The 26520-nt window shown below is 71.4% G+C and carries 20 protein-coding genes and 1 tRNA gene; 10 read left to right on the forward strand and 11 right to left on the reverse strand.

The window, feature by feature from the left end:
* The first annotated feature begins 155 nt into the window (after positions 1–155).
* On the forward strand, positions 156–401 hold the full coding sequence (locus tag ABZ823_RS01495; protein WP_361652443.1) for a hypothetical protein: 246 nt from the start codon (positions 156–158) through the stop codon (positions 399–401).
* Between the two features lie 181 nt (positions 402–582).
* On the opposite strand, the gene ABZ823_RS01500 is transcribed toward ABZ823_RS01495, so the two are convergent.
* Positions 583–655 (reverse strand) — tRNA-Arg (locus ABZ823_RS01500).
* 308 nt (positions 656–963) lie between these two features.
* Between ABZ823_RS01500 and ABZ823_RS01505 the strand changes: the two genes are divergently transcribed.
* The 4 genes from ABZ823_RS01505 (at position 964) to ABZ823_RS01520 (ending at position 7151) form a co-directional block, all read left to right on the forward strand.
* The gene (locus ABZ823_RS01505; RefSeq protein WP_361652445.1) at positions 964–2571 is read left to right on the forward strand and encodes a dynamin family protein; all 1608 of its coding nucleotides are present in this window, start codon (positions 964–966) and stop codon (positions 2569–2571) included.
* Positions 2572–2576: 5 nt separating this feature from the next.
* Positions 2577–4718: a GTPase gene (locus tag ABZ823_RS01510; RefSeq protein WP_361652447.1), complete on the forward strand. Its 2142-nt coding sequence runs from the start codon at positions 2577–2579 to the stop codon at positions 4716–4718.
* A gap of 255 nt (positions 4719–4973) precedes the next feature.
* The gene (locus ABZ823_RS01515) at positions 4974–5462 is read left to right on the forward strand and encodes a single-stranded DNA-binding protein (protein ID WP_361652449.1); all 489 of its coding nucleotides are present in this window, start codon (positions 4974–4976) and stop codon (positions 5460–5462) included.
* A 282-nt stretch (positions 5463–5744) separates the two neighbouring features.
* Positions 5745–7151 carry a thioester domain-containing protein gene (locus tag ABZ823_RS01520; protein ID WP_361652451.1) on the forward strand — a complete coding sequence of 469 codons (1407 nt, stop codon included), beginning with the start codon at positions 5745–5747 and terminating at the stop codon, positions 7149–7151.
* Between the two features lie 110 nt (positions 7152–7261).
* On the opposite strand, the gene ABZ823_RS01525 is transcribed toward ABZ823_RS01520, so the two are convergent.
* Positions 7262–8611 (reverse strand): hypothetical protein, encoded by a 1350-nt coding sequence (locus tag ABZ823_RS01525; RefSeq protein ID WP_361652453.1) that lies wholly within the window; start codon positions 8609–8611, stop codon positions 7262–7264.
* Positions 8612–8774: 163 nt separating this feature from the next.
* Here ABZ823_RS01525 and ABZ823_RS01530 point away from each other — a divergent pair, with 163 nt between their 5' ends.
* The gene (locus tag ABZ823_RS01530; RefSeq protein WP_361652455.1) at positions 8775–8996 is read left to right on the forward strand and encodes a hypothetical protein; all 222 of its coding nucleotides are present in this window, start codon (positions 8775–8777) and stop codon (positions 8994–8996) included.
* A 1568-nt stretch (positions 8997–10564) separates the two neighbouring features.
* Here ABZ823_RS01530 and ABZ823_RS01535 read toward each other — a convergent pair.
* Positions 10565–10864 (reverse strand): DUF6416 domain-containing protein, encoded by a 300-nt coding sequence (locus ABZ823_RS01535; protein ID WP_361652841.1) that lies wholly within the window; start codon positions 10862–10864, stop codon positions 10565–10567.
* A 271-nt stretch (positions 10865–11135) separates the two neighbouring features.
* Positions 11136–11630, reverse strand: a complete 495-nt coding sequence (locus ABZ823_RS01540) for a GNAT family N-acetyltransferase (protein WP_361652457.1) — start codon at positions 11628–11630, stop codon at positions 11136–11138.
* A 1150-nt stretch (positions 11631–12780) separates the two neighbouring features.
* Here ABZ823_RS01540 and ettA point away from each other — a divergent pair.
* The 3 genes from ettA to ABZ823_RS01555 are packed head-to-tail and all read left to right on the forward strand — an operon-like array spanning position 12781 to position 15541.
* Positions 12781–14445, forward strand: coding sequence for an energy-dependent translational throttle protein EttA (gene ettA / locus ABZ823_RS01545; RefSeq protein WP_361652459.1), 1665 nt, complete (start codon positions 12781–12783; stop codon positions 14443–14445).
* A 2-nt stretch (positions 14446–14447) separates the two neighbouring features.
* Positions 14448–14858 carry a thioesterase family protein gene (locus ABZ823_RS01550; protein ID WP_361652461.1) on the forward strand — a complete coding sequence of 137 codons (411 nt, stop codon included), beginning with the start codon at positions 14448–14450 and terminating at the stop codon, positions 14856–14858.
* A complete protein-coding gene (locus ABZ823_RS01555; protein WP_361652463.1) occupies positions 14855–15541 on the forward strand; it encodes a hypothetical protein in 687 nt (228 codons plus the stop codon). Before ABZ823_RS01550 ends, ABZ823_RS01555 begins: the two co-directional genes overlap by 4 nt.
* Before the next feature lie 18 nt (positions 15542–15559).
* Here ABZ823_RS01555 and ABZ823_RS01560 read toward each other — a convergent pair whose 3' ends face one another.
* Positions 15560–15976, reverse strand: coding sequence for a globin (locus ABZ823_RS01560; protein ID WP_361652465.1), 417 nt, complete (start codon positions 15974–15976; stop codon positions 15560–15562).
* Positions 15977–16042: 66 nt separating this feature from the next.
* Between ABZ823_RS01560 and ABZ823_RS01565 the strand changes: the two genes are divergently transcribed.
* Positions 16043–17023, forward strand: coding sequence for a methyltransferase domain-containing protein (locus tag ABZ823_RS01565; protein ID WP_361652467.1), 981 nt, complete (start codon positions 16043–16045; stop codon positions 17021–17023).
* Between the two features lie 81 nt (positions 17024–17104).
* Here the strand turns inward: ABZ823_RS01565 and ABZ823_RS01570 are convergent, their stop codons facing one another.
* The 6 genes from ABZ823_RS01570 to ABZ823_RS01595 form a co-directional block, all read right to left on the reverse strand.
* Positions 17105–18532 (reverse strand): FHA domain-containing protein, encoded by a 1428-nt coding sequence (locus ABZ823_RS01570; RefSeq protein ID WP_361652469.1) that lies wholly within the window; start codon positions 18530–18532, stop codon positions 17105–17107.
* 94 nt (positions 18533–18626) lie between these two features.
* Complete coding sequence (locus tag ABZ823_RS01575; protein WP_361652471.1) at positions 18627–19961, reverse strand: VWA domain-containing protein; 1335 nt, start codon at positions 19959–19961, stop codon at positions 18627–18629.
* Positions 19962–20077: 116 nt separating this feature from the next.
* Positions 20078–21415 (reverse strand): PP2C family serine/threonine-protein phosphatase, encoded by a 1338-nt coding sequence (locus ABZ823_RS01580; protein WP_361652473.1) that lies wholly within the window; start codon positions 21413–21415, stop codon positions 20078–20080.
* A gap of 3 nt (positions 21416–21418) precedes the next feature.
* Complete coding sequence (locus ABZ823_RS01585; protein WP_361652475.1) at positions 21419–24082, reverse strand: tetratricopeptide repeat protein; 2664 nt, start codon at positions 24080–24082, stop codon at positions 21419–21421.
* Positions 24079–25401: a hypothetical protein gene (locus tag ABZ823_RS01590; protein WP_361652477.1), complete on the reverse strand. Its 1323-nt coding sequence runs from the start codon at positions 25399–25401 to the stop codon at positions 24079–24081. Before ABZ823_RS01590 ends, ABZ823_RS01585 begins: the two co-directional genes overlap by 4 nt.
* A gap of 85 nt (positions 25402–25486) precedes the next feature.
* Positions 25487–26491, reverse strand: coding sequence for a glutamate ABC transporter substrate-binding protein (locus ABZ823_RS01595; protein WP_361652479.1), 1005 nt, complete (start codon positions 26489–26491; stop codon positions 25487–25489).
* Positions 26492–26520: the final 29 nt, after the last annotated feature.

A 26520-nucleotide genomic window follows, 5' to 3' on the forward strand; every position in this document is an offset into this window, starting at 1 on the left:
ATCGTCGTCGTTGGGCGTAACTGTGGCCGTCCACCACAGCAGAGCCCATCGAGGACGAACAGCTTCAGCCTGGTGATCTCCTCTTCCGGGGGGAGACCGGTGGCATCCTCGCCGGCTCCGTCATCCGTCGGGCGTGGCGCAGTGCGCGTAAGGCCGTGCTGCCTCAGCACGTCTTCGAGTCGCCCACCGGGCGGCGCGTGTACGACAACCGGAACACGCGCGTGACGAAGTGGCTCAACGACGGCATCCCGCCCGCTCAGGTGGCCGAGTGGGCCGGGAACAGCGTCGCCGTGCTCCTGTCGACCTACGCCCGCTGCGTCGACGGGCAGCTGCCGGATCTCAAACGGCGGCTGGAAGCCGCGGGTGACCTCCCGGAGGCGGAGGTGCCGGGCGCTGGCTGATCTTCCACCGGTCGGGAACTTCGACACGTATTCGACACGGCCACCCGCGAAAACCCGGTGACAGCCGGACAGCCCCGGACCCCGCCCTTGATCACCAAGGGGGCGTCCGGGGTTGTCCTGTGACGAGTGAAACCGCCCCTGACCAGCAAAAAGCCCTCCCGATGGGAGGGCTGTCAGTGGGCGCCCCCGGCAGGACTCGAACCTGCGGCCAAGCGCTTAGAAGGCGCCTGCTCTATCCACTGAGCTACGGGGGCCGGTGTGGTGGCCTGTCGTGGTGCCCGGGTGTGGGCCGATCCGTGACCTCGCCGGGGACAAGGATAGAGGTCCCGCGTCCTTGACCCTGGTGCTTCCCCTCCGTGGCTCGATGTGGAGGTTCAGTGAAGCGGTCCCGATAATCGCAGGCAGGTACGAATCGCGCATCGCTTTTGACGTCTCGCGCCCCGGGTGTTGTGCACTCGTTATGCCTGCGTCCCAGTCGTCCCTTCCGTCCTGTGTGTCCCGTCGGCGCGCAGGCATACTCAATATGCTTCAGAAAGCCTCCAAAATTGGGCATTCTTCGCATGTGGTGACCTTGGACGTACGGCCTCAGCTGCTCGACGCACTCTCCGCCCTGCGCGACCGTGTCGCCGCCGCACGCTTCCCGCTCCCCCTGGCCGGGGCTGAACGAGCGCGTGCCAACCGCGACGAACTCCTCTCACAGCTCGACGACTATGTGGTGCCCCGGCTGAGAGAGCCTGAAGCGCCGCTTCTGGCCGTCGTCGGCGGATCGACCGGCGCCGGCAAGTCGACCCTCGTGAATTCCCTCGTGGGCCGCAGGGTCAGCGAGGCGGGCGTGCTGCGGCCCACCACCCGCACGCCCGTGCTCGTCTGTCACCCCGAGGACCACCACTGGTTCAGCGGGATGCGGGTCCTGCCCGACCTCACACGCGTGTGGGTGCCCCACCAGGACGGCGGCGACGATCTGGACTCCCTCGTCGGGCGCGAGGAGCGGGTGCTGCGCATCGAGACCGCCGACACGCTGCCGCGCGGGCTCGCGCTCCTCGACGCCCCCGATATCGACTCCCTGGTCGCGGAGAACCGCCTCCTCGCCGCCGAGCTGATCTGCGCCGCCGACATCTGGGTCCTGGTCACCACCGCCGCCCGGTACGCCGACGCCGTGCCGTGGCACCTGCTGAGGACCGCGAAGGAGCACCGGGCGACCCTCGTCACCGTGCTGGACCGGGTGCCGCACCAGGTCGTGTCCGAGGTGTCACGGCAGTACGGTGCCCTGCTCACCAAGGCCGGGCTCGGCGACGTCCCCCGCTTCACCGTGCCGGAGCTGCCCGAGTCCGCCTGGGGCGGCGGGCTGCTGCCCGCCACGGCCGTCGCGTCGCTGCACTCCTGGCTCACGTACCAGGTGCAGGATCCGGCCGCTCGGCAGACGGCCATGGCGCGTACGGCCTACGGCGTCCTCGACTCGTTGAGGTCCCGCATGTCGGAGCTGGCCGGGGCGGCCGCCGCCCAGTACGCCGCCGCGCTGCGGCTGACGGCCGCCGTCGACACCGCGTACGACGGTGAGTACGCGCGCGTGCGGAGCCGACTGCAAGAAGGGGCCGTCCTCGCCGGCGACGCCCTGACGCGGTGGCGCGGTTACCCCCTGGACTGCACCCCGGGGGAACTGCTGGACGCCCTCGTGGAGAGCCTGGGCGCCCTGCTGCTGTGCGCCGTCACGGCCGCCGACGAACGCGTCGAGGAGGCCTGGCGGCGCGAGCTCGCCGGGGACGCCCCCGTGCTGACCCACCGCGATCCGACCTTGGACAGCGCCGAGCACCGCGTCGGAATGGCCGTACGGCGCTGGCGGCGCGTGCTCGAGGAGTACGCCGAGGAAGCGGTGCGCGACCTCGGCGCGAGCACCGCCCCGGACACCGAGACGGTGGCCGCGCTCGTCGCCACGGAGCTTCTCGGCGGTCACCGGGCCAAGGCGGCGGGGGAGGGGCTCGCCGAGCGGATCGGGGCCCAGGCGGCGCTCCGGCTGCGCGAATGCGCCGCCGAGTCGCTCGCCGAGTACCTGGACCGGGCGCTGTGCGCGGAACACGAGCGCCGTATCGCCCCTCTCCGCACCCTCGACATCCAGGCCGAGCCGCAGGCCGAACTCATCGCCGCGCTGTCCGTACTTCAGAAGGAGAGGTGACCGTGGTGACTGCCGTCACTGACCACACGGATCACGCCGAGCGCCCGGAGAGGCGCGGGGATCCGGAGCACTCCAGGCGCCAAGGGCAACCTGAGCACGACCAGCACCACCAGCCCCACGGGCACCGCGACCGGCGGCTCCCGGAAGCCCAGGGTCGGCAGTCGGACGAGCCCTCGGAGAGGCCCTACGAGACGCTTTCGGAGGGCACGGCGGGCCCGCCCGGGGGGTGTGCGGGGACGGACGAGGGCGCGGACAAGGCCTCGTACGGCGACGAGGGACGGAACGAGGGCGCGGGCGCGGACGGGGGCGCCGTGGCCCGGGGCGGCGCCACGGTGGGCGGCACCCAGGAAAAGGTCCCGCACGCCCGCGTGGAGGATGACGCCCGGCACGCACGTGTGCGGTGCGATGGCCCGGCGGAGCGTGGCGACCCGGGGGCCGTCTGGGACGACGGGCTGATCGCCAGGCGCGTGTCCGAGACGGGGGCTTGCGCACAGCAGCCCGTCACGGTCGTGGAGCCCCGCGGCACGACCGAACGCCGGCCCGCGCCCCTCGCGTACGACGGAGCCCTGCGGTCGCGGCTGGACGCGCTGCGCGAGCTGGTGGGCCTGTCGCGGACCCGGCTGGACAGCGACACACTCGCCGAGGCCGGCCGTGTCCTCGACGAGGCGGCCGCACGCCGCAGGCTCTCCGGCGAACACACCGTGGTCGCCATCGCGGGCGCCACCGGCAGCGGCAAGTCGACGCTCTTCAACGCCCTCGCCGGTGTGAACCTCTCGGAGACAGGAGTGCGCCGGCCCACCACGGCCGCACCGGTCGTGTGCAGCTGGAGCGACGGCGCGTCCGCCCTCATCGACCGGCTCGGCGTTCCCGGGCGGCTGCGCCGACGCCCCCCGCAGAGCCCCGACAGCGCGTCCGAGCTGACCGGACTCGTCCTGGTCGACCTGCCCGACCACGACTCCGCGGCCGTGGAGCACCGGGAACAGGTCGACCGCGTCCTGGCGCTCGTCGACGCGGTCATCTGGGTCGTCGACCCCGAGAAGTACGCCGACGCAGTCCTCCACGAGCGCTATCTGCGGCCCCTGGCGGGTCACGCCGAGGTCATGTTCGTCGTCCTCAACCAGGTCGACCGGCTGCCCGGGGAGGCCGCCGAGCAGGTGCTCGACGATCTGCGGCGGCTGCTCGACGGGGACGGGATCGCGCTGGGCGAGTACGGCGAGCCGGGTGCGGACGTTCTCGCGGTCTCCGCGCTCACCGGGGAGGGTGTGGGAGAACTGCGGGAGGTGCTCGGGCGGTTCGTCGCCGAGCGGGGGGCGGCCGCGCGGCGTGTCTCCGCGGACCTGGACGCGGCCGCGGCCCGGCTGCGGCCCGTCTACGCGACCGGCCGGGGCACCGGACTCAGTGAGGAGGCGCGCGAGGAGTTCGCCGGGCGGCTCGCGGACGCGGTGGGCGCGACAGCCGCGGGCGAGGCCGCCGAGCGTGCGTGGCTGCGCAACGCCAACCGTGCGTGCGGCATGCCCTGGCTGCGGTTGTGGCGGTGGTCCCGGGAGCGGAGGCAGTCCGCCACGGGCCGGCTGCCACTGCCCGCGACGACGGACAAGGAGGTGACCGCGCGGCAGAGCGTCGAGCAGGCGGTACGGACGGTGGCGGACCGGGCAGCGGACGGACTGCCCGCGCCCTGGGCCCAGTCGGTCCGCGAGGCGGCGGCGCGTGGTGCGCGCGGACTGCCCGAGGCACTGGACGAGCTCGCCGTGAGCACCGCCGCGCCGCCCGGGCGGCCGCCCCGGCCCGGCTGGTGGCCGGCCGCCGTGATGGCTCAGCTGTCCATGACGCTCATTCAGCTCCTCGGATTCCTCTGGCTGTTGGCGCAGGTCGTGGGGCTTGTGTCGCTCGACGTCGGGTTCCCGGCGGCCCTGTTGGCGGCCGGAGTCCTGGGTGGGCCGGCCGTCGGGTGGAGCTGCCGGATGGCGGCGCGCGGACCGGCCCGCAGATACGGACTGGAGGTGGAGCGGCGGCTGAGGGAGGCCGCGGCCGGGTGCGGGCGGGCCCGGGTGCTCGATCCGCTGGCGGCGGAGCTGCTGCGGTATCAGGAGGTGCGGGAGCAGTACGTGAAGGTGGCGGGGGCCGGGGCGACGGCGCGATTGGGCTGAGTCCCCCGAACTCACCGAGCGGAGGCCCACGTTCGGGTGGCGGGGTTTTCCACAACCGGGGGACGGTCCACAGCGCACAGCGGACCCGGGCCGACGGAGGCAGTCTGGTCTCGCGGCGATCGCGGTGGACGCGGTCGCCGCACCGGCGGCGGCATGCGACAGGGCGTGACCGCTCCACCGGACGCAGCCGTACGGGACGGGCCCGTAGGCGTTCCGTCCCGGCGCGACCGGCCGGGGCGAGGGAGGGGTTTTCGCATGAACGAGACGACGCTGTGCGTGGTCGGCAATGTGGCCACGCAGCCGGTGTACCGGGAGTCACCGGCGGGTCCCACGGCCCGCTTCCGGCTGGCGGTGACGTCGAGGTACCTGGACCGTGAGAAGAACGTCTGGACGGACGGGCACACGAACTTCTTCACGGTGTGGGCCCGCCGCTCCCTGGCCACGAACGTCGCCGCGTCCGTGGCCGTGGGCGATCCGCTCGTCGTGCAGGGCCGGCTGAAGGTGCGCACCGAGCAGCGGGACGGGCAGGGATGGCTGTCGGCAGACCTCGACGCGGCGGCGATCGGCCACGACCTGTCACGCGGCACCTCTGCCTTCCGGCGGTCCTCCAGGCCCGAGGCACAGACGGGTCCGCCGCCACAGCCGGAACCCAACTGGGAGACGGAGCCGCCGAGTCCGCCCGAGGAGGCGGAACGGTCCCAGCCGGTCGATCAACCCGCCGCCGGGACAGTCACCATGACATAGCGTCAGCGAGCCGGCGGCCATTCGTCCTGCCCTGACCGGACTGCCGCGAACCGGCGCATAAGTCGCCGGACATCCGAACCATCCCCATGGATTTGTCGATATGTGCAGCTCACAGCCTGTGCGTGCGATAACGATTCCGATTCGGATCGGTTATCGGACGCCGTGACCGGGGAGAGGGCTGCGCCGCGTCCTTAGGATGCCGGGCATAGCTCCAGGGGCTACTGATTCTGCTGGTGGGACCGCACCCCCCACGTCAACGGGTCCTGCTCGAAGGGGAATTCTGTGTTTTCTTCGCTCTCTGCGCCGTCGCCGCGCAGGCGAGGGGCCGCACGCCTCGCCGCCGCGACGCTGGTGTCCGGACTCGTCTCGGGCGGCCTGCTGGCCACCGCGGGGATGGCGGCCGCCGAGGGGACGCCGCAGAGCGAAGGAGGCGCGGCCGCGACCATGGGCGGCCTGAAGACGTACGGAGCCGCCGTCGTCCACGACGGGGGCAAGGACGAGCAGGTGTCCGCGGGACTGTTCGAGATGTCCGTCGACAACGGCGGCACCTTGCAGACCTACTGCATCGACATCCACAACCCGGCGCAGAAGGAGGCCAGGTACCACGAGTCGTCCTGGAGCGGCACGTCCCTGAACGGCAACGAGAACGCCGGCAAGATCCGCTGGATCCTGGGCAACTCCTACCCGCAGGTCAACGACCTGGCCGCGTTGGCGGCCGAGGCCGGTGCCAAGGGGCTCACCGAGCAGGACGCGGCGGCAGGCACCCAGGTGGCGATCTGGCGCTACTCGGACGGGGCGGACGTGAACGCGGTCGACCCGCAGGCGGAGAAGCTCGCGGACTACCTGGAGAAGCACGCGCGGAACCTGCCCGAGCCCGCCGCGTCCCTGACCCTCGACCCGCCGGCCGTCCCGGGCCGCCCCGGTGAGCGGATCGGCCCCGTCACCGTGCACACGAACGCGGACAGCGTGAGCGTGACACCGCCGTCGGACATCGCGGCCGGCGGAGTGAAGGTCGTCGACAAGGACGGCAAGCAGGTCACCTCCGCGGCAGACGGCAGCCGGCTCTACTTCCAGGTGCCGAAGAAGGCGCAGGACGGTTCGGCCGAGCTGACCGTGCAGGCGTCGACCACCGTGCCGGTCGGCAGGGCCTTCGCCTCCGACACCCGCAGCCAGACCCAGATACTCGCCGGCTCCAGCGAGTCGACCGTCTCCGCGACGGCCACGGCGACCTGGGCGGCCATGGGCGCGATACCCGCACTGTCGGCCGAGAAGAACTGCACCGAGGGCGGTGTGGACGTCACCGGAGTCAACAAGGGCGACACGGCGTTCACCTTCGAGCTGATGGGGGAGGAGCACACCATCCCGGCGGGAGGGAGCCAGACGGTGGCGATCCCGCTGCAGGAGGACCAGTCCTACGACTTCACGATCAAGGGCCCGGGCGGCCATCGGAAGTGGTTCAAGGGCGTCCTGGACTGCAGGACCGAGAGCAGCATGGCCGGCCTGAGGACGCAGACGCTCAGCGAGCCCGGTCCCGCGACTGCGGGCGGGACGGCGGCCACGGACACCAACCTCGCCGAAACGGGCACCACCAGCGCGACCCCCTTCATCGCGGGCACGGCCATAGCCATGGTCGTCATCGGCGGCGCGGCCCTGGTCCTGATCCGCAAGAAGACCCCCACCCAGGACTGACCACTGGGCACCACAGGTACCGAAGGCACCATCACAGAGGCTCGGGACGTACGTGGGGCGCGGAAACGGAAGGGGGCGAGCCGCGGGCTCGCTCGCCCCCTTCACCGCTGTCAGGCGGACGGGTTGAGGACCACCTTGGCCGAGTTGTTCTTGCTCTTCGGATCGAAGGCGAAGGATGTGCCGTAGTCGGGACGGGCGATGACGCGGCCCGTCGCGTCGGGGACGACCCGGTCGATGCGCAGCTGGAACGGAAAGTCGACCTTCAGGTCCGGTTTGGCCCACATCGGCAGGGTGCAGGCGTAGTGGCCGATGGCCGGGTCGTCGCCCGACGTCCAGGCGCTGCGGCAGGTGTCGGGCACGGACGTGGCGGTGGTGCCTTCCGGCAGGTAGAAGTCGATCACGGCGACCGGGTCGCCGGAGCTGACGTTGCCGACCCAGGCCGGGCCTCGGTTGACGAAGCGGAAAGCGGCGGTCACGGTGTCGCCGGCCGCGCCGCTAACCTCGGTGCCGCGCACGGCGAAGTCGGCGGTGTTGTCGGCGTCGATGTGCCAGGAGCGGCCGTTGTCCGAGCCGTCGAGGTCGGTGACGTCGCCGCCGGGCTGGACCTCGTAATCGAACCGCTCGTACAGCGCGTGGTCGGTGACGGCGAGCCGCAGCGGCTCCGGTAGCTCCACTGTGGCGCCGGGCGCGACGTCGGTGTCGAAGGAGCAGGTCACGTAGGTCATGGGCGTGTACTCGCCGCCGTCGTCCGGCCCGGTGTAGATGCACTGCGGGTAGCGGGTGACGACGTCCAGGCCGTACGTCGCCCACATCTTCACGCTGAAGCCGTGGGCCGTCTCGTTGCCGGTGTTGGTGACGGAGAACGGCACGGTGAGGCTGGTGCCGGGCGCGACGCCGGTGACGTCCTGCGGGGCACTGATGCCGAGGTCCGGGCCGGAGCCGACGGTGACGAAGGTCTCCGCGGAGCCCTGCGGGGCCACGAGCGTGCCGTCGGGTCCGCCGGTGGCCCCGGCGGAATACTCGATCGCACCCTGCGCTCCCACGGCGGCGCCGGCGGCGGCCCGCATCTTCAACTGCACCTGGGCGCTGTAGCGGGTCGGCACGTCCCCGGTGACGCACACGGCGACGGTGCCGGCGCCGTTCGGCGTGCAGTTGTCGGGCCAGGCCACCTCGGCGACCCCCGCGAGCCCGGAGACGTCGACGGTCAGCCGCCCGTCGGTCACGGTGAAGTTGCCGTTGTCGTGGTACAGGCCGAGCGCCAGCGACCGGTACTGCGCCGCGCCGCCGTTCGGAGCGACGGTGACCGTCTGCTCGTGCGGCGCCTGGATCCACAGCTGGTCGCTCTGCGGCTCGCCATCGGCGAAGGCAACCCCACTCCCGAGACCGGCGACGATCAACGCCCCCACTGCTCCGGCACAGGCTCCGCGACGCAGCACACGCCCGACGGAGACAGAACTCATGACATCCCCCAGATGGGACGGAAGAGACCCCGGCACAGTGATCGGCACCGGGCGCAAGTTGGACGACCGGCCGAGACGGAAGGTTGCAGGGGGGCGCGTGGTTCCTGTCGTCTTTTTGATCAGGCGCAGCGAACCGGATCCACGTAGGCGCATACTGGGGGCCATGACAAAACCTGCTGCGGCTAAGCGTCATCTGCCTACCAGCCCCTTCAAGGCCCCGGTCACACCGACTCCCAAGCACTTCGCCGTAGGCGACCAGGTCACACACGACATGTACGGCCTCGGCCGGGTGATCGGCGTCGAGGATGGAATCGCGGCGCTCGTGGATTTCGGCTCGGCGCAGATGCGGATCTTGAGCCCGTACACCAAGATGACCAAGCTGTAGGACCGCCCGCCGTGCCCGGTCACGGCACGCCGGGTCCTCTCAGGGACCCGTAACGAAAGAGAGACCTCTCATCGATCTGACTTCGCTGTTCTCCGCTCTGGAAGGGCAACCCGGCCGTTCCACCGCAGCAGTATTGCCGCCTCCGACGACAACCCCCTTTCAGGCCCCGGACTTCGGGGACGAGGAGACCTTCCTGCCCGAGGATGCACAGGGGCCCGCCTAGGGCATGCGTGCTGCGCGACCCGAGGCGGCTTCGCTCCACGGGTGACGGCGGTTTCGGCAGCTGGGCGGGGGCCTTCTCCGGTGCTGGCCAGAGCACGGAGCATACGACGGGCGTCTCGGGATGAGACGTGCGCAAGATCGTTCCGGGCCGCCCAAGGGTGCCCGAAGGTGCCCAAGGGTGCCCGAGAGCGCCCAAGGGTGCTCCAGAGCGCCCAGCAGCCACCGGCAGTGACAGACCAGCCACCCCAGCCGGCAGTGAATCCCCAGGTCAGACGCCCTCGACCTAACGGGTTTCCGTCCAGGGGTTGCGGTCAGGCAAGATGGGGTGTCACTTGCCACGAGAGGGCACGAAAAAGGCCCCTCACCAGCGGTTTCCTTGCCGATGAGGGGCCGGGTCAGGCGGCTTGGGCCGTCCCTCGGCCGTCGAAGCACATCACGGTTCCCATCAGAATCGTGAAGTGCTCCCTTGGGACTTGCGTCGGCGTCTGAGGGCCTGCCTCAAGCTGCCTGGGCTGTCTCTGTACCGTCATGGGCCTTACCGGCGGCCCGGTACATCGCGGACGGCAGCGGACAGACACGGCGGTGCATGACCGTGGGCGGCTTGCAAGTTGCGGTTTACGGCTCTGTAGCGCCCACTGGCTCGAACTTGTAAAGCGAAGGTCGCGGGCGTGGTACAGACAGACTGCCGTGCTGGTGCCAACCAAATGCGGCAGATCACGGCTCGCCGGCGCCTCCGTGGTCCTTCAACGTCGCACAACCGTGCGGACCTGCCCGAGGATCAACCAGTAACCTCAGCTCATGGCCGAGACCACACCGCACCGACGTCGACTCGCGACTACCGTGCTCATCGTCTGGCCGACCCTGTCACTTGCAGGATGGGGTCTGGCCCGCGTCCTCAGAGGCCCGGAGGACCTCGCCGGCTCCGCCGTGAGGGTGGGCACGCTCATCGTCGCCGTGGCGGTGGTTGAGAGGGCGCGCCAGTGGCGGAAACGCCACCGAACCGAGTAAGCGCTCTGTACAGCAACAACGACAGCGACCCGCACCAGGTCCCTGACAAGCAAGCCTGACATCAACGACATCAGACGCGGGCGCACGCGAGCGTCTCTATCCAGTCGCGAAGACGGCGAGTATCACCAAGCACGCGGCCGCTGGATCGAACTCCTGAAGCGGTGCTCACGGTGAGCTTCCCTACGACGAGCGCCCTCCCGGGCCGTTCTCGGGCCGTGGAAGGGCGCTCGATGGTAACCAACGTCGACAGCTGCCGACTGCTCGGCAGCAGGTCAGAGCATTGATCGATTAGGTGGCCGCAGGTCACGGCCGCCCGTGATCAGTTGTGGCTGTGCAGATCACGCATCGCCGAGCTGAGCGGCCAGGAAAACTGCTGCCACCGAGGGGCGGACTGCGTACGTCGCGCCCGCGCTCCCCTCGGGTGCCTCCCACCAGTAGAACGGAAGCCGCCGCCCACTGTTGCTGTGTCCCTTGCTCATCCCGGACAGCACCCCTGCCACGCGCCGCGCCGGATCGCTCTCGTTCGGCCCGCCCAGGGCCTTGTCCACCAGCTCCGTGCAGTGGATCCTCCGGCCAGGGTTGCGCGCCAGGTACTCGAGCACCTGCCGGGCCTGCGGTGCGAGTTCCGCCAAGAACACTGCGGCGCGCCGCAAGTCCTCCGGACCCCATTCCGGGGCGCCGTAGTGCCCCTCTTCGCCCGAGTGCTCAGCCCATCGCGGATCAACCTCAGAGAGATACTCCGTCATGCCCGCCCCAACGATTAGTACTCAGCGTGTGTGTCGTTGGCACCGCCAGAGCCACCAGGACACTGCGTGTCGAATCCGTGCCGAAGCCTTCCAAGCGCTTGGCCGCGTGCTGTGCCCGGTGGGCCAGTGCCGCGTCAGGCAACCTTTGCCCTGGGCTCGGACGTCAGCCGACACCGGAAACCTCCTGCTCCTTGCTCAGCAAGATCCCGCGTGGTCCGAAACCGGATGCAGAGTAGAAGTCGACGGCGTCCTTGTTCGGAGCGAAGATTCCCGCGTAGATGACCGAGACACCGCGGTCCACGGCAGCTCGCTCCGCTGCCGTGACCAAAGCCGCCCCCACGCCGCGGCCACGATGTCCGTCCAAGACCACAGTGTGGATCTCGGCCCCGAGACGGGGCACCAGGATCTGGTGATCCGGGGGCTCTGCCAGCAGGACCACCTCTGCCATTCCCACCACCTCGCCTTCCGCCTCTGCGACCGAGATCAGCACCTTGGATCCGTCCGCGAGTACCTCCTCGAAGTGCCTCCGCACCGCTTCGGCATCGGGAACCCGGTAGATGTCTGATGCGAGCTGGATGTGCCGTTCGGCATTGGCGACGCGCAGACGGACAAGAGCGGGCACGTCCCTGCGCTCAGCGGGCCGGACCAAGATCGACATGTGCAGAGCTTCCCACCGCCTCGATTGGCTATCAAGGCATGCCCCCCAACTCGCGTAGGGCGCAAACTACGAGGTGCTGTGGCTGGTAGGTGAGCACCTCGCTGCCGGTGCGCCCATCCCGGACTTGCCCTGGGAGGCGAACCAGCGGCTGGGCCGGGTGATCAGCACGTTGGGTGACTCGCTGGGTAAGGCTCGGCCTGTCCAGTAGCGGATCGCTGGGCCGTCCCTGGGCCGTCCGAGGTCCCCCGAGGCCGACCAAGGGCGACCGGGTGGCCTTGACCGGCCGCCAATGGAGTGTTCGCGAAGGACCCTGCGGGCCCGTAGTGCCACGCCTGTGGCACTACGGGCCCGCAGGGTCCTTAGTGCCACGCCTGTGGCACGGCCTTCACCCCGACCGTGGGGTCAGGTGGCAACCCGCGTGCGTCGCCGCCTCAGGCGGGGACGAAGGCCCACCAGGATGGCGGCGATCAGCTCAAAACCACGTGTCTGACATCCACTGCTGACATCAACGACGCCGGACGGGGGCGTACACCAGCGCCTGCGTCCGGGCGTCGCATCAGTCGTCGGCAGCAGCTGGACTGCGCTCGGATCGAACTCCTAAAGCGGTGCTCACGGCTGGCGTCGCCCAAGGCGCGAGCGCCCTCCCGAGCCGTCCTCGGCCCGTGGAAGGGCGCTCAATGGTGACCAGCGTCGACAGGTGCCGACAGCTCGGCAGCAGGTCAGAGGCCCAGTCACGTGATCGTGAATGGGACTCTGAGTGTTGCCTTGCGCGTTCGCCCAGGAAGGGGCACGCCTTCGCGACCGACCGTGGGTCGGGCCGCTTGCTCCAGGTGCGCTGCACCTTCACCGGCTGGACGACGTCAGGCCCTCGATGGCCACGGGAAGGTGGCGGGGGCCGCCGCGCAGCACCGCGTTGGCGCGGTAGGGCGGCGGATCCTCGTGAGTGATCATCCCTGGGCCGTCTCCGGGCCGTGCGAGGGTGCCCGGGGCCGACCAGCGGCGACCGACAGTGACAGAGGTAGCGCAGTCGACAGCCGCGAAACCCCAGGTCACAGGCGCCCGGCCAGACGCGTTTCCGCACAGGGGTGGCGGTACGGCAAGATGGGGTGTATCTGCCCACTGCCAGATTCAAGCTGCCGGACGGTTTCTCTTGGCTGAGTTCATTTACACCATGCGCAAGGCGCGCAAGGCGCACGGCGACAAGGTGATTCTCGACGACGTCACCCTGAGCTTCCTCCCGGGTGCGAAGATCGGCGTCGTCGGCCCGAACGGCGCCGGTAAGTCGACCGTCCTCAAGATCATGGCGGGTCTTGAACAGCCGTCGAACGGCGACGCGTTCCTCACGCCCGGTTACAGCGTCGGCATCCTGCTCCAGGAGCCGCCGCTGAACGAGGAGAAGACCGTCCTGGAGAACGTCCAGGAGGGTGTCGCCGAGATCAAGGGCAAGCTCGACCGGTTCAACGAGATCGCCGAGCAGATGGCGGTCGAGTACACCGACGAGCTGATGGAGGAGATGGGCAAGCTCCAGGAGGACCTCGACCACGCCAACGCGTGGGACCTGGACTCCCAGCTCGAGCAGGCCATGGACGCCCTGGGCTGCCCGCCCGGCGACTGGCCCGTCACCAACCTCTCCGGTGGTGAGCGCCGCCGTGTCGCGCTGTGCAAGCTGCTGCTGGAGCAGCCCGACCTGCTGCTGCTCGACGAGCCCACCAACCACCTCGACGCCGAGTCGGTGAACTGGCTGGAGCAGCACCTGGCGAAGTACGAGGGCACCGTCGTGGCCGTCACCCACGACCGGTACTTCCTGGACAACGTCGCCGGGTGGATCTGCGAGGTCGACCGTGGCCGTCTGCACGGTTACGAGGGCAACTACTCCAAGTACCTGGAGACCAAGGCCACCCGTCTCAAGGTCGAGGGCCAGAAGGACGCCAAGCGGCAGAAGCGTCTGAAGGACGAGCTCGAGTGGGTCCGCTCCAACGCCAAGGGGCGGCAGGCCAAGTCCAAGGCGCGTCTGGCCCGCTACGAGGAGATGGCGGCCGAGGCCGACAAGATGCGGAAGCTGGACTTCGAGGAGATCCAGATCCCGCCGGGCCCGCGTCTGGGCAACGTCGTGGTCGAGGTGGACAAGCTCAACAAGGCCTTCGGGGAGAAGGTCCTCGTCGACGGCCTCAGCTTCACCCTGCCGCGCAACGGCATCGTCGGCGTCATCGGCCCGAACGGCGCCGGCAAGACCACGCTGTTCAAGATGATCCAGGGAATCGAGGAGCCCGACAGCGGTTCGATCAAGGTCGGCGACACCGTCAAGATCTCGTACGTCGACCAGGGCCGCGAGAACATCGACCCGAAGAAGACGCTGTGGGAGGTCGTGTCCGACGGGCTCGACTACATCAACGTCGGACAGGTCGAGATGCCGTCGCGGGCGTATGTGTCCGCGTTCGGCTTCAAGGGCCCGGACCAGCAGAAGCCCGCGGGCATCCTCTCCGGCGGCGAGCGCAACCGCCTCAACCTCGCGCTCACCCTGAAGCAGGGCGGCAACCTGCTGCTCCTCGACGAGCCGACCAACGACCTGGACGTCGAGACGCTGTCGTCGCTGGAGAACGCCCTGCTGGAGTTCCCGGGCTGCGCCGTGGTCGTCTCCCACGACCGGTGGTTCCTCGACCGCGTGGCCACCCACATCCTCGCCTACGAGGGTGACTCGAAGTGGTTCTGGTTCGAGGGCAACTTCGAGTCGTACGAGAAGAACAAGATCGAGCGGCTTGGCCCGGACGCGGCCCGTCCGCACCGTGCCACCTACAAGAAGCTGACCCGGGGCTGATCTTGCGGCACATCTACCGCTGCCCGCTGCGCTGGGCGGACATGGATGCATACGGCCACGTCAACAACGTGGTGTTCCTCCGCTATCTGGAGGAGGCCCGTATCGACTTCCTGTTCCGCCCGGACAAGCAGTTCCGGCAGGGGTCCGTGGTGGCGCGCCATGAGATCGACTACAAGCGGCAGCTGGTCCACCGGCACACACCGGTGGACATCGAGCTGTGGGTCACGGAGATCAGGGCGGCGTCCTTCACACTCGCCTACGAGGTCAAGGACCCGGACCTGATCTACGTCCGGGCCTCCACCGTGATCGTCCCGTTCGACTTCGAACGGCAGCGGCCGCGCCGGATCACCGCGGAGGAACGCGAGTTCCTCCAGGAGTACCTCGACAACGAGGAGGAGGCCGTCGCCGCATGACGGTTCTCCAGCTCGCCGACGACGTGGAGGCGGCGGATCTCGCCGCCTTCCTGGCCCGGCTGCTCCACTACGACCGCGGCGCCGCGGTGCGCCTCCAGGCGACCGGGACGACGCTCGCCGTGTTCGGGCGGCCGCCGTCGTTCGAGGTGCTCGCGGTCCGTGCGGTGCGGCTCGCCAAGCCGTACGAGAACGGGCTGGCCGACGGGCTCGACGTGACCGTCTCGGCCGGGGAACTCCTGGAGTCCGTCGACGAGTCGGCGGCCACGGTCGCCGTCCCCGCCGCCGTCACCGGACCGCCGTGGGCCGGGGTCCTCCCGCCCCGCCGCGGCTGGCGACCGGTGCCAGGACTGCCGGCGCCCGACGCGCTGCGGGCGACCGTGGCCGCGGCGGTGACCGAATTCCGGTCGCGCACGGAGGAGTTGGCGCCCGAGCGGCGTACGCGCGCCGCACTCGACCAGGTCGGCCGGGAAATCTGGTCCCGCACGGTGGGCGACACCGGGCTCCCGGTGCGGGCCGTACACGCGGCACAGTCCCTCGGCTTCCTGCGGCCCGCCCCGCGGGCACCCGGCGACGAGCCGTCGGCCCTGTTCTCGTCGGGCGCGTGGCTCAGGCTGCGCACTCCGTACGGATCGGTCGCCGTGCGCAGGGCGGGACTGGGCGCCCTGGACGTCAGCGTCCGCTGACGGCGTCCGACGGGTGCCTCACTCCGGCGGGGTGTTCACCATCGACGCCGCCGCGTACGTCAGGTAGTTCCACAGCGTGGTCTCGTGCTCCTCGGACAGCCCGAGTTCGTCGACGGCGACACGCATGTGCCGGAGCCACGCGTCGTGGGCGGCCTGGTTCACGGTGAACGGGGCGTGGCGCATGCGCAGACGAGGATGGCCGCGGTCCTGGCTGTATGTGGTCGGGCCGCCCCAGTACTGGATCAGGAACAGGGTGAGGCGCTCCTCGGCCGGGCCGAGGTCCTCCTCCGGGTACATGGGCCGCAGCAGCGGGTCCTCGGCCACCCCCTCGTAGAAACGGTGGACGAGGCGGCGGAAGGTCTCCTCCCCGCCGACCTGCTCGTAGAAGGTCTGCTCCTGAAGCGTGCCGCGCCGAATCTCTCTCACATGCTCCATGGTCTCAGACGCGACGGCCGAGGTCTCAGGACTTAGGTCCGGCGGGCAATCGGGCACAGTGGAGGCATGGCCACGCATGCCCTCGATCCCGGTCTTCAGGAACTCGCCGTCTCTTCGCGGGCGGAACTCGTACGGGAGATCGACGCGAGCGGAGCCTGGGCCGCCGACCCCGTGTGGCGGGAGGCGTTCGAGGCGGTGCCGCGCCATCTCTTCGTGCCGTACTACTACCTCGGCGTCACCGGCCGCTACGAGCGCAGAGGGTGCGACGCTCCCGACCCGCGCGGCCGGGAGGAGTGGGTGCGCGGCGCGTACCAGGACGCTCCGCTGGCCACCCGGGTGTGCGAGGGGGAGCTGGTGTCCTCCAGCAGCCAGCCGTCCCTGATGGCGCAGATGCTGGCCGAGCTGGAGGTCGAGGACGGCAGTGCCGTCCTGGAGATCGGCGCCGGCAGCGGATACAACGCGGCGCTGCTCTCCCACCGCCTCGGCGACGGCCTGGTCACCACCGTCGACCTCGACCCGGAGATCACCGAGAGCGCCCGGGAGCATCTGGCGGACGCGGGGTACCACCCGACGGTCGTCACGGGCGACGGCGCGCGGGGCGTACCGGAGCGCGCCCCATTCGACCGGATCATCGCCACCTGCACGCTGGACAGGATCCCGGACGCCTGGCTCGCGCAGTGCCGTCCGGGTGCGCGCATTCTCGCGCCCTTCGCGACCGGCCTGATCGCCCTGCGGGTGCGGGACGCCCGGCATGCCCAGGGGCGCTTTCTGCACACGCCCGCCTACTTCGTGCCGCTGCGCGGCGGCCCCCGGCGCGAGCCCCAGCAGCAGGACCTGGGCGAACTGCCGCGCCGGGCCCGCGGCCACGAGCTGTTCAGGTTCCTGCTGGAACTGACACGGCACAGCCTCGCCCCCTACGAGGCGTACGCGCTGTGGGAGCGCGAGGGGCAGCCCGCACGGGACCGGTACGGGATCACGGTCGGCGGTGGCCGCTCCTGGGCCTGGCTGGACGACCCGGAGGGCCCGTACACCTGGCCGTTGCCGTGAAGGCCGCCGAGACAGCACGGCCGCGCACGTGCACGAGGACTCGTGGCGCGCCTCTTACGCGTACGCGGACCGTGGTGCTGCTCAGCCCCGGCGGATGGTGATCGTCGTCCAGGCGCCCACGTGCACCCGGTCACCGTCCCGGAGGGGCACCGGCACGAAGGGCTGGATGGGCTCCTCCGCGCCGTTGACCGTGGTGCCGTTCGTGGAGTTCTGGTCGACGACCGCCCACGAGCCGTCCGGCTGCTGGACCAGGACCGCGTGCTGATGCGAGACGCCCGGGTCCTCCGGCGGCACCGACAGGTCGATGTCGGGGGTGTCGCCGGTGGAGTGGCGGCGACGGCCGATGGTGACCTGGCTGCCGGAGAGGGTGCGCTGCTGCTCGGGGGAGTACGCCGGCAGGTTCAGGCCCGCGGCCTCGGGGCCGGAGCGCTGCATCATGGCCAGGAAGTACTCACGGTCCGGACCGATGGTGGCGGTCCAGGTCGCCGGCTGCTGCTCGTAGGGGCGGGGCGGGGCCTGGGTGGAACCGGGGCCGGGGTAGCCGTAGCCACCGCCCTGACCGCCGCCGGGGCCACCGGGGCCGCCCTGGGTGCCGGGCGCCGGGGAGGACGACGGCGGGGAGATCACCCAGTCGTCGTCACCGCCGCCGAAGGACTGGCCGCCGGACCGCGGCGGAGCGGGCGGGAAGCCCTGCGCCGGCGGCGGGGCGGCCGGGCCGGGCCGCTGGAACGCGGCGGGCGCCCCGCTCTGCTGGTACGCCCCCGGGGACCCGGGTCCGCCCGGACCACCGGGACCGCCCGGACCCGATCCACCGGGTCCACCCGGGCCGCCGAGACCGCCGGGACCACCCGGACCGCCGGACGTGGGCGCGGGCGGCGGAACCGGACGTGACGGATCCGTACCGAACGGGGACGGCCGCGAAGAGTCGTTTCCGAAGCCGGACGGGCGTGAGGAGTCGTTACCGAAGCCCGACGGGCGTGAGGAGTCGTTACCGAAGCCCGACGGGCGTGAGGTGTCCGGGCCGAAGCCCGTCGGCCCGGACGGCTCGCTGCCGAACGGCGGCCCCGGCGGTATCGGTTCCGCGGGCCGGTTCACCTGCGACGGCCGGGACCTCTCGTAGTCGAACGGGTCGGACCCGGGTCCGGTCCGCCCGCCCTGCTGGAAGCGCAGCGGCGGGTTCGGCGCGGGCGGGCGCGGTGCGGCGGGGGTGTACGAGGTCGCCGTGTTGGTCAGGAAGTTCCACCGGCACTCCTCGCAGAACGGGGCGCCGCCCTCGCGGGGCGTACGGCACTGCGGGCAGAGTTCCGGCTCGGGGTCCGGCACGGCGGACAGCGGGCGTCCCCCGGGCCGGCCACCCGCTCCGGGGGGCGGCGGCGAACCCGGCGGCGGATAGCCGTAACCGGGGCTGGGCGGCGGAGGCGGCGGGGGTACGGCACCGGCCATACGGTGACCGCAGACCTCGCACCAGTCGTCGGAACCCGACTGGTGTCCGTTCGGGCAGGTCGGCATGTCGGCGCTTCCCCCTCTCCTTCTCCGGCCTCCGGGGCCGGCGTGGTTCTCCAACCCCGGGGGGTCGGGCTCGCTGCTGTCAGGACTTACCGGGTCACTTCTTTACACGAACAGTCTTTGTGGACCGTGTCTCGAGCGTCATCTCGTCGGCCTCCGCGACCCTCGTCTTCAGTCGCACAGTACCTGTCGCGGCGTCGACCACGTCCACCACCTTCGCAAGCAGTTTCGCAGTATCCGTGTTCCCCGAGGCGCTGGCGAGTTGAACCGCCCTGCCCAGCTTGGCCGTTGCGCCATCGATATCACCCGCTTTACGCAGGTCTATTCCCTGCTGAATGGCTTGTGCCAGTTCTGCCTGCCCGGTGTAGTGGGCGACTTGGGGGTTGATCGACGTGGACGCCGCCATGTCGTCGGTCCACACGGCCCGTACGAGTCCCTGGACCCCGAGGTTGTCCGCGCTGCCGTCCCTCCGCGGGATCACCAGGGACACGCGGGCCGCCAGCATCTCCTGGCCTATGTGCGCGGCCGGGACCCGCACGCACACGTGGTAGTCGCGGGACTCGTCGCCCCAGGAGCCCGTGGGGTAGTCCCCGGCGCGCGGGCCCGCCTCCGTCCGGCGGTCGGTCAGATCCTCGACGGCGGGCGCAACCTGCTTGACGAACGTGATCTCCGTGCCGACGGGCGTCCACAGCCGCAGCGAGACATTCGCCACCTCCTTGCCCATGGCCGTCTCCATCATCCGCGTGAAGTCGGCGGCCAGGCCTGCCGGGTCGGCGACGATGTCGGCGGTGCCGAGCAGCGCGGAGGCGATCCCGGTGACCTCCTTGACCTCCCAGTCGGTGCCCACGCCACGCGCGTCACACGTGAAACGGCCGGCACAGGCGTCCAGCGTGGCCTTCAGGTCCTCGGGTGACTCGTGCTCGTTGCGGCCGTCGGTGAGCAGGATGCCGTGGCGTATGGAGACGTCCGCCGAGGACAGCAGCCGGTCGGCAAGGCGCAGCCAGGTGCCGATCGCGGTGCCGCCGCCCGCGCTGAGCCTGCGCAGCGCCTGCTTGGCCTGCTCGCGGGTGGTCGCGTCGGCGACGGCGAGCCGTCCGCCGCCCGGATAGACCTCCTTGGCGACATGGGTGCCGCCGATCACCGCGAAGTGCACGCCGTCGCGCAGGGTGTCGACGGCCGCGGCGGTCGCGTCCCGCGCGTTGCGCATCTTGGTCTTGGGGTAGTCCATGGACCCCGAGCAGTCGACCATGATCGCCACGGCCGCGCCCGGGCCCTGCCCCCCCGAGAACGGAAGGGGTGCCGGGGCCGTGCCGCCGCCGGTCGCCGTGACCGTCACGATGGCGTTGACCTCGCGGCCGCCCTCCGGCAGGTACTCGTTCTGGTAGACGTCCACCGAGAACTGCGGCACGTTCGGCTTCGAGAAATTGGCCATGCCTACTCTGATCCCCCTCGAGTACCCCCACCGGTGTGGAGAGATGACTGGTTGCGGGCCGGTCCCCTCCGGTCCTTGGCCGGTCCCGCCGGCCCTGGGGTGTCCGGGGACACCCGTCAGGCGGATCCTGCCCTGTGCGGCGGGGCCGGGAACGGGACCACCGCCACTGTTACGTTGTCGTGGCCCCCGCCGTCCAGGGCGTGGCCCAGCAGCACCCGGGCGGCGTGCAGCGGCCGTAGCTCCGCGTCGGCCGGCACCACCTCGGCCATCTCCTCTGCGGCCTCGGCGTAGTTCCACAGGCCGTCCGTGCACACCACCACCACACCCGGCCGGTCCGGCTTGAAGGAAGCGGTGTGGGGCTCCAGTTCGTACGCGTCCGCGCCGAGCCAGCCCGTGATGGCGTGGGCGCGCTCGTCGGCGTACGCCTCGGCCTCGCTCATCAGGCCCGCCGCGACCATCTGCGCGGCCCAGGAGTCGTCCTCGGTGAGCCGGGCCGGGGGAGTGGCGCGGTCCACCGGGACCCAGTAGGCGCGGCTGTCGCCGACCCAGCCGACGACGAGGAGGCCCGCGGTGACCACGGCGCCGACGAGGGTGCAGGCGGGGGCGTTCTGGTGCGGGGCGTGCTCCTGGGCCGTCTCCGGTTCCGCGGCCAGCGCGTTGACCGCGTGCGAGGCGGCGACGATCGCGTCGTGCATGGCCTGCTGGGGGTGGGTGCCCCGGGGCAGGGCCGCGAGGAGCGCCTCGTCGGCGGCCCGGGCGGCGGCGAGCGAGGCGTCGTCGGGGCGGGTCGCCGAGGACACGCCGTCGCAGACGACCGCGACGACGGCGGGCGAGCCGTCGGGCAGCGCGGTCCGGGAGAGCGCGAACGCGTCCTCGTTGCGGTGGTGGCGCAGACCGCGGTCGCTCACCGCGGCGACCGAGCCCAAGTCCTGCTCCATATGGTCCCGTTCGCGTGGCTGGGCGTGGCCGCAGTGCTCGCAGTAGCCGTCGCTGTCGACGACGCCGGCGCGGCAGGCCACGCAGATCTTCGCTTCGGCGGCGGGGGCCGTGGGGGCCGCGGTGCGCGGGTCGACCGGCTGGGGGGCGGCGAGGGGGTAGTCGTCCGGCTCCGACGGGCGATCGAACCGTACCCCCTTGGAGGCGCTCTGGGCCGGGGCCGCCGCGGGAAGGTGCGAACCGCCGGAGTCGGTGCCCGGGAGGTCGGTCGGAAGGTGCACCGGGGCGTGCGTGTCCGGGCCGCCCGGCGGCGAGGCGGCGGGCCAGTCCACCGGGGCGGACTCCGAGGCCGGGCGCGGCACCATGCCGTTCATGGTCAGCGTCGGGGTGTCCGACGGCGGGGCGGGCACCGCCGACAGGTCGTACCCGCAGGCGCCGCAGTAGCGGTCGCCCGACTCGAGGGGCTCCTCACAACTGGGGCACCTCGAAAGGGCCGTCGGCTGGGGCATCTGCGACATCGATCACACCCACGTCCGGGGGCGGTAACGGTTGGCCCGTTCCACCAGGTCGATCCTCTCCTCGCCGCCCTGCGCAAGCCTGGCCAGCGTCCGGTAGGAGCGCTCCAGGCCGAAGCGGAGGCCGCGCTCGTCGAGATCACTGCCCAGCAGCGCCCGCCCACCCGCCGCGGAGGGCGCGGACGGCGCGGAGCTCTGGCTACCGGAGAGTACCCAGTCCAGGGCACAGCCGAGGACCTCTGTGGACAACTGCTCGCGGCGTACGGCGTCCAGGCCGTACGCCTCCAGCGCCTGGACCTGCCCCGCCGCGGCCACGAGGTCGTCCAGGAAGTTGGGGTCGGGCCCTTGGTTCGTACGCTGCCGCAGCCGCGCCCGTACGGCGGCGACGCGGGCCCCGGTGTAGTGGATGGACGCCTCGGGCACGGACTCCAGAGTGCGTACGGCGCCGCGGCGGTCGCCGGCCGCGAACTGGACGCGGGCCAGGCCGAAGGCCGCGCTGACGAAGCTGGGGTCGGTGGTCCACACGAGCCCGTAGTACTCGGCCGCGTTGTCGAGCTGCCCGAGGACCTCCGCGCACAGGCCGAGGGCCAGCTTGGGCGAGGGCTCGCCGGGAAAGGCGTCGTAGACCGCCTCGAAGGAGAGCGCGGCGGCCTCGTGGTCGCCGGTGACGAGCGCGGTGACTCCGCGGTACCAGACGACCCGCCAGTCGTCGGGGTGGTCCGCCTCCAGGGCCGCGAGCGCCCGCCCGGCGCTGTCCGTCTCGCCCATCTCCAGGCGGGCCCGCAGCTCGCGCAGCCGCAGCTCCGGGGAGGCCGCCGGTGCGGCGTGCAGCGCGGTGATCAGCTCGGCGGGCGCGGAGGTCATGAGACCGGCGAGGAAACCCGCGTTGGGGTCGCCGGGATCGACGTGGGGCACCGGCAGGGCGAGCGCGGCGGCGGCGGTGTCGACCGCCTTGACCACGACCGGGGGACCGGGTTGCCGGGCAGCCGAGGCGTCGACCGCTCCGCCGCCCCGCGCCCCGGCCCCTCCCGGGCCGGCGACGGAGGCGGGAGAGGCGGCAACGGCCGCGGAGGGCGCGGGAGAGGGGGATGGCGGGACGACGGCGGCGGACGGCGGCGCGACGGGCCCTGTGGCCGCGAGCGCACCCCCGGCCCCGGCGCTGCTGCCGCGTCGTGCCGACACCACCCTCGCCCCGAGCCGCGACACCTCGCTGTCCAGGCGCGGGAACAACTCGGTGTCCGTGACCCTTACCTCCGGTCCGAACAGCGTCGACAGGGCGGGCCGGGGCCGGCCCGTCTGGAGGGCGACGACCTCCCGCAGCACCCCGGTCAGCTGTTCCGACATCTCCTGCGCGGAGGCGAACCGGCGGGCGGGGTCCGGGTCGGTGGCGCGGATCAGCAGCCGGTAGAACGACTCGTACCGGCGGAAGACCTCGACGGTGTCGGGTTCGGGCAGCGAGTCCGCGTGCACGGTGGTGTAGCCCGGGAAGTCGAAGGTGAGCACCGCGAGGGTGCGCGCGACCGTGTAGAGGTCGCTCGCCACCGACGGGCCGACCTGCGCGACCTCCGGCGCCTGGTAGCCGACCGTGCCGTAGATGGCCGACTCGTCGTCGTCCATCCTGCGCACCGCGCCCATGTCGATCAGCTTGAGCTGGTCCTCGGTCTGGATCGCGTTGTCGACCTTGAAGTCGCAGTAGAGGAGGTTGCGGCTGTGCAGATGCCCGAGCGCCTCCAGCGCCTCGATGCCGTAGGCGCACGCCTGCTCCACCGGCAGCGGATCGCGTCGCCCGTCCGGTGTGCGCCGCTCGTTGGCGATCTCCTTCAGCGACTTGCCGCCGACGTACTCCATGACGATGTAGCCGTCGAGGGAGCCGGTGCGCTGGTCGAGGTGCTCCACGAAGTTGTAGATGCGCACGATATTGGAGTGCTCGATCTCCGCGAGGAACCGCCGCTCGGAGATCGCCGCGGCCATCGCGTCCTGGTCACCGGTGTCCAGCAGGCCCTTGAGCACCACCCACCGGTCGGAGACCGCGCGGTCCACCGCCAGGTAGATCCAGCCGAGCCCGCCGTGCGCGAGGCAGCCCATGACCTCGTACTGGCCGTGCACGATGTCCCCGGCGTGCAGCTTCGGCACGAACGAGTACGGGTGGCCGCACTTGGTGCAGAACCCCTCCGTGCGTCCCGGGCGGTCGCCGCGGGCGCGCCCCACCGGGGCGCCGCAGTCGGAGCGCGAGCAGAACCGCTTGCGCTCGGGGACCTCGGGGTTGTCCAGCACCATGGCCCGGGGGTCGGGCCGCGGTACGCCCGGGACCTGCACCAGGCCGAGGCCGAGCCGGCTGCGCCCGGAACTCCCGCTCGCCGAGCCGGAGCTGCGCACCGACACGGACCGGCCGGTGGGCCCGCCCGTCAGCCGTCCCGACACCGAGCGCCGGGACTGCGACGACCGGGACGACCGGGACGACGTACGGGAAGTGGGCCGCGAGGCGCCGCTTTCCGAGCCCCGTGAGCCACTGCCGCCCGCTGTGACGCCCGCGGCCCCCGCGCCCGCCACCCCCTTGGCCGAGACGACCGGTGCCAGACCGCACATGTCGCAGTACAGCTCGCCGCCGCCCATGTCCTCGTACGAGCCCTCGCAGCCCGGCCGCTGGCACTTCCGCGCCGCCTGACTCATGCTTCCCCCCTCCGGTCGGCCGGTTCGCCCTGCCGGGGAACGCGCTGGCCGAGCGTCTCCGCGGCCGCCCGCTGGTAGCGCAACACCGCCTGCTCGGCGACCCGCAGGTCGCAGGGCGCGCTCCACAGCATGCGGCGGGCCGTGTCGTAGCGTTCGGTCAGCAGCGGGTCCTCCGCGAGCCCGTGCCGGGCGACCTTCGCCTTGTACGCGTCGAGACGGCCGCGCAGTTCGGCGCGGACCGCGAGGGGCGCGGTGACCGCCGTCAACGACTCCCTGGCGCGCATCAGTTCGTCCTCCGCCCGCTGCTCCAGGGACTCCAGCAGCGGCGACAGGCGGTGCCACTGGGCGTTTCTGCGGTACTCGGCGGCGGTCGCCAGCTGCTCCTGGAGCGCGGTCGGCGGGCCGCTGACCACGGGCACCTCCGAGGCGGCGATCTTCGCGAGGACCTCACCGCGCGCACTGCGCGCCTCCGCGAGCGTGCGATCCGCGCGGCTGAGTACGTCGCGCAGCTTGACCAGCCGCGCCTCGGCGTCCTGACGTACCGTCAACACCGCGTCGATCTCCCGGCGTACGTCCTCCAGGGCGCGTGCCTCGCGGTCGTAGGTCGTGGTGTCCGGCCGGCCGCCGCCGGGCGCCGAACTGCCCTGCGTGGGAACCCAGTACGCCAGCGGGTCGGAGATCACCTGTTCACGCAGCCTGGTCAGCGTGCGTGTGATCCGTTCCAGGTTGTCGCCCGCCGGGTGCTCGCCGGGGCGCACGCCGACGGAGTGCGCGAGCCGGCGGGTGCGTTGCAGCTCCGCGGCCAGTAAATCGATCCTGGCGGGCAGCGCCGACCACACCGCGTCGGCGGCGACGACCATGTCGAGCGAGGAGGCGTACAGCTCGTTCATCCGTTCCACGAGCTCGGCCAGCGTGAACCGTTCGCTCAGCCTGCCGGTGCCCGCGACCGTCGGCGCATACGCCGCCGCCGTGGCGCCGCCCGCGACGGTGACGCTCGCGCCGCGCAGCAACTCGGTCAGTTCGGCCAGGTCCTCGCGGCTGGACCAGCGCCGACGGTCGCGGATGACGCGCGCGGTGCGCAGGGCGTCCGTGTAGGCGTCGAAATACGCCCAGAGCAAGGTGATCGACGCCTCCGTCGACGTCCAGCGCTCCTTGGTGACACCGGTCAGCTCGGCGCCTTCGAGGAGTCTGCGGCCCGCGTGGTCCTGAAGGGCGAGGAGCGAGGTCTCTATGGCCTCGTGCTCCGCGCCGAGCCGCGCCAGCGCACGGTCCACCTCGTCCCGGTCCATCACCGGCCCGGTGGGTCCCGTGACGCCCATCGATCACCTCTCGCTCTCGTCGTGCCCGCGCGTGGTTCCTGTGCGCCGGGTCAACTCTCCAGTGGTACCAGGTCGCTTGCGTCGGTCAGGAGGCCGGTGGCCGCGCGGACGCCGAGTCGGGTCCCAGCGTCGGGGACAGCCACTTGGTGTACGAGGTCTGCCAGCCGCTCCCGAGGTAGTCCACCAGCACCTGGTTGACCCGCCGCACCAGGTCCACGGCCTCCTTGTTCATCGCCACTCCGTAGTACTCGGTCGTGAAGGGCTTCCCCTTGAGTTGGACGGTCGGGTCCTGGGCCGCCTGGCTCGCGGCCAGCGCGCCGTCGGTCACGACCGCGTCTACCTCGCCCAGTTGGAGTCTGACCAGGCAGTCGAGCTGGTTGGGGACCGTGGTGGAGATGTCGGCGGACGCGGCGAGCCTGCCGGACTTCCTGTCCTCGATCAGCCTGGTGTTGGCCGTGGAGCCCGCCGCGGAGCAGATCCTCCTGCCCGCCAGGGACTTGTCGTAGCCCGTGATGCCGGACGCCTTCGGCGCCAGCACCTGCTGGCCGGTGACGAAGTACGGGTCGGAGAAGGCGACTTCGTCCAGCCGGTCGCAGGTGATCGTCATGGTGCGCACCACCATGTCCACCTGCCCGCTTTTGATGGCGGGGATGCGCTGGTTGGTGGGAATGGCGTGGAAGCGGACGGCGTTCGGGCTGCCGATGATGCGGCGGGCGATCTCGCGGGCGAGGTCGATGTCGAAGCCCTCCAGATCGCCGCCCCGGTTGTTGGGGTCGCGGTAGCCCCAGCGGTAGCTGTTCTGGTCGACGCCCACCGACAGGTAGCCGCGCCTGATGATGTCGCGGACCTTCGGGCCGCTCTCGTCGCCGGACGGCGGTGGGCTCATCCGCTCGGGGTGGCCGCCGCAGTCGTCCGCCTTGGCCTGGGTGGCCTCGGCGAGGCCCTGGCCGCCGGTGCCCGTGGAGCCGTCCCGGCTCGCGCGGGCGAGCGGCAGTGACAGCGCGAACACCAATGCGAGGGCGCAGGCGACGAGCATCGCGCTCACCCCGCCCCAGCCCTTCAGGCTCGCCCTCAGGCGGCGTCCGATCATCGCCGCTCCTCCTCTCGCCGGTCCTTCGG

Source organism: Streptomyces sp. NPDC047079 (assembly GCF_040643755.1).
Classification (GTDB): domain Bacteria; phylum Actinomycetota; class Actinomycetes; order Streptomycetales; family Streptomycetaceae; genus Streptomyces.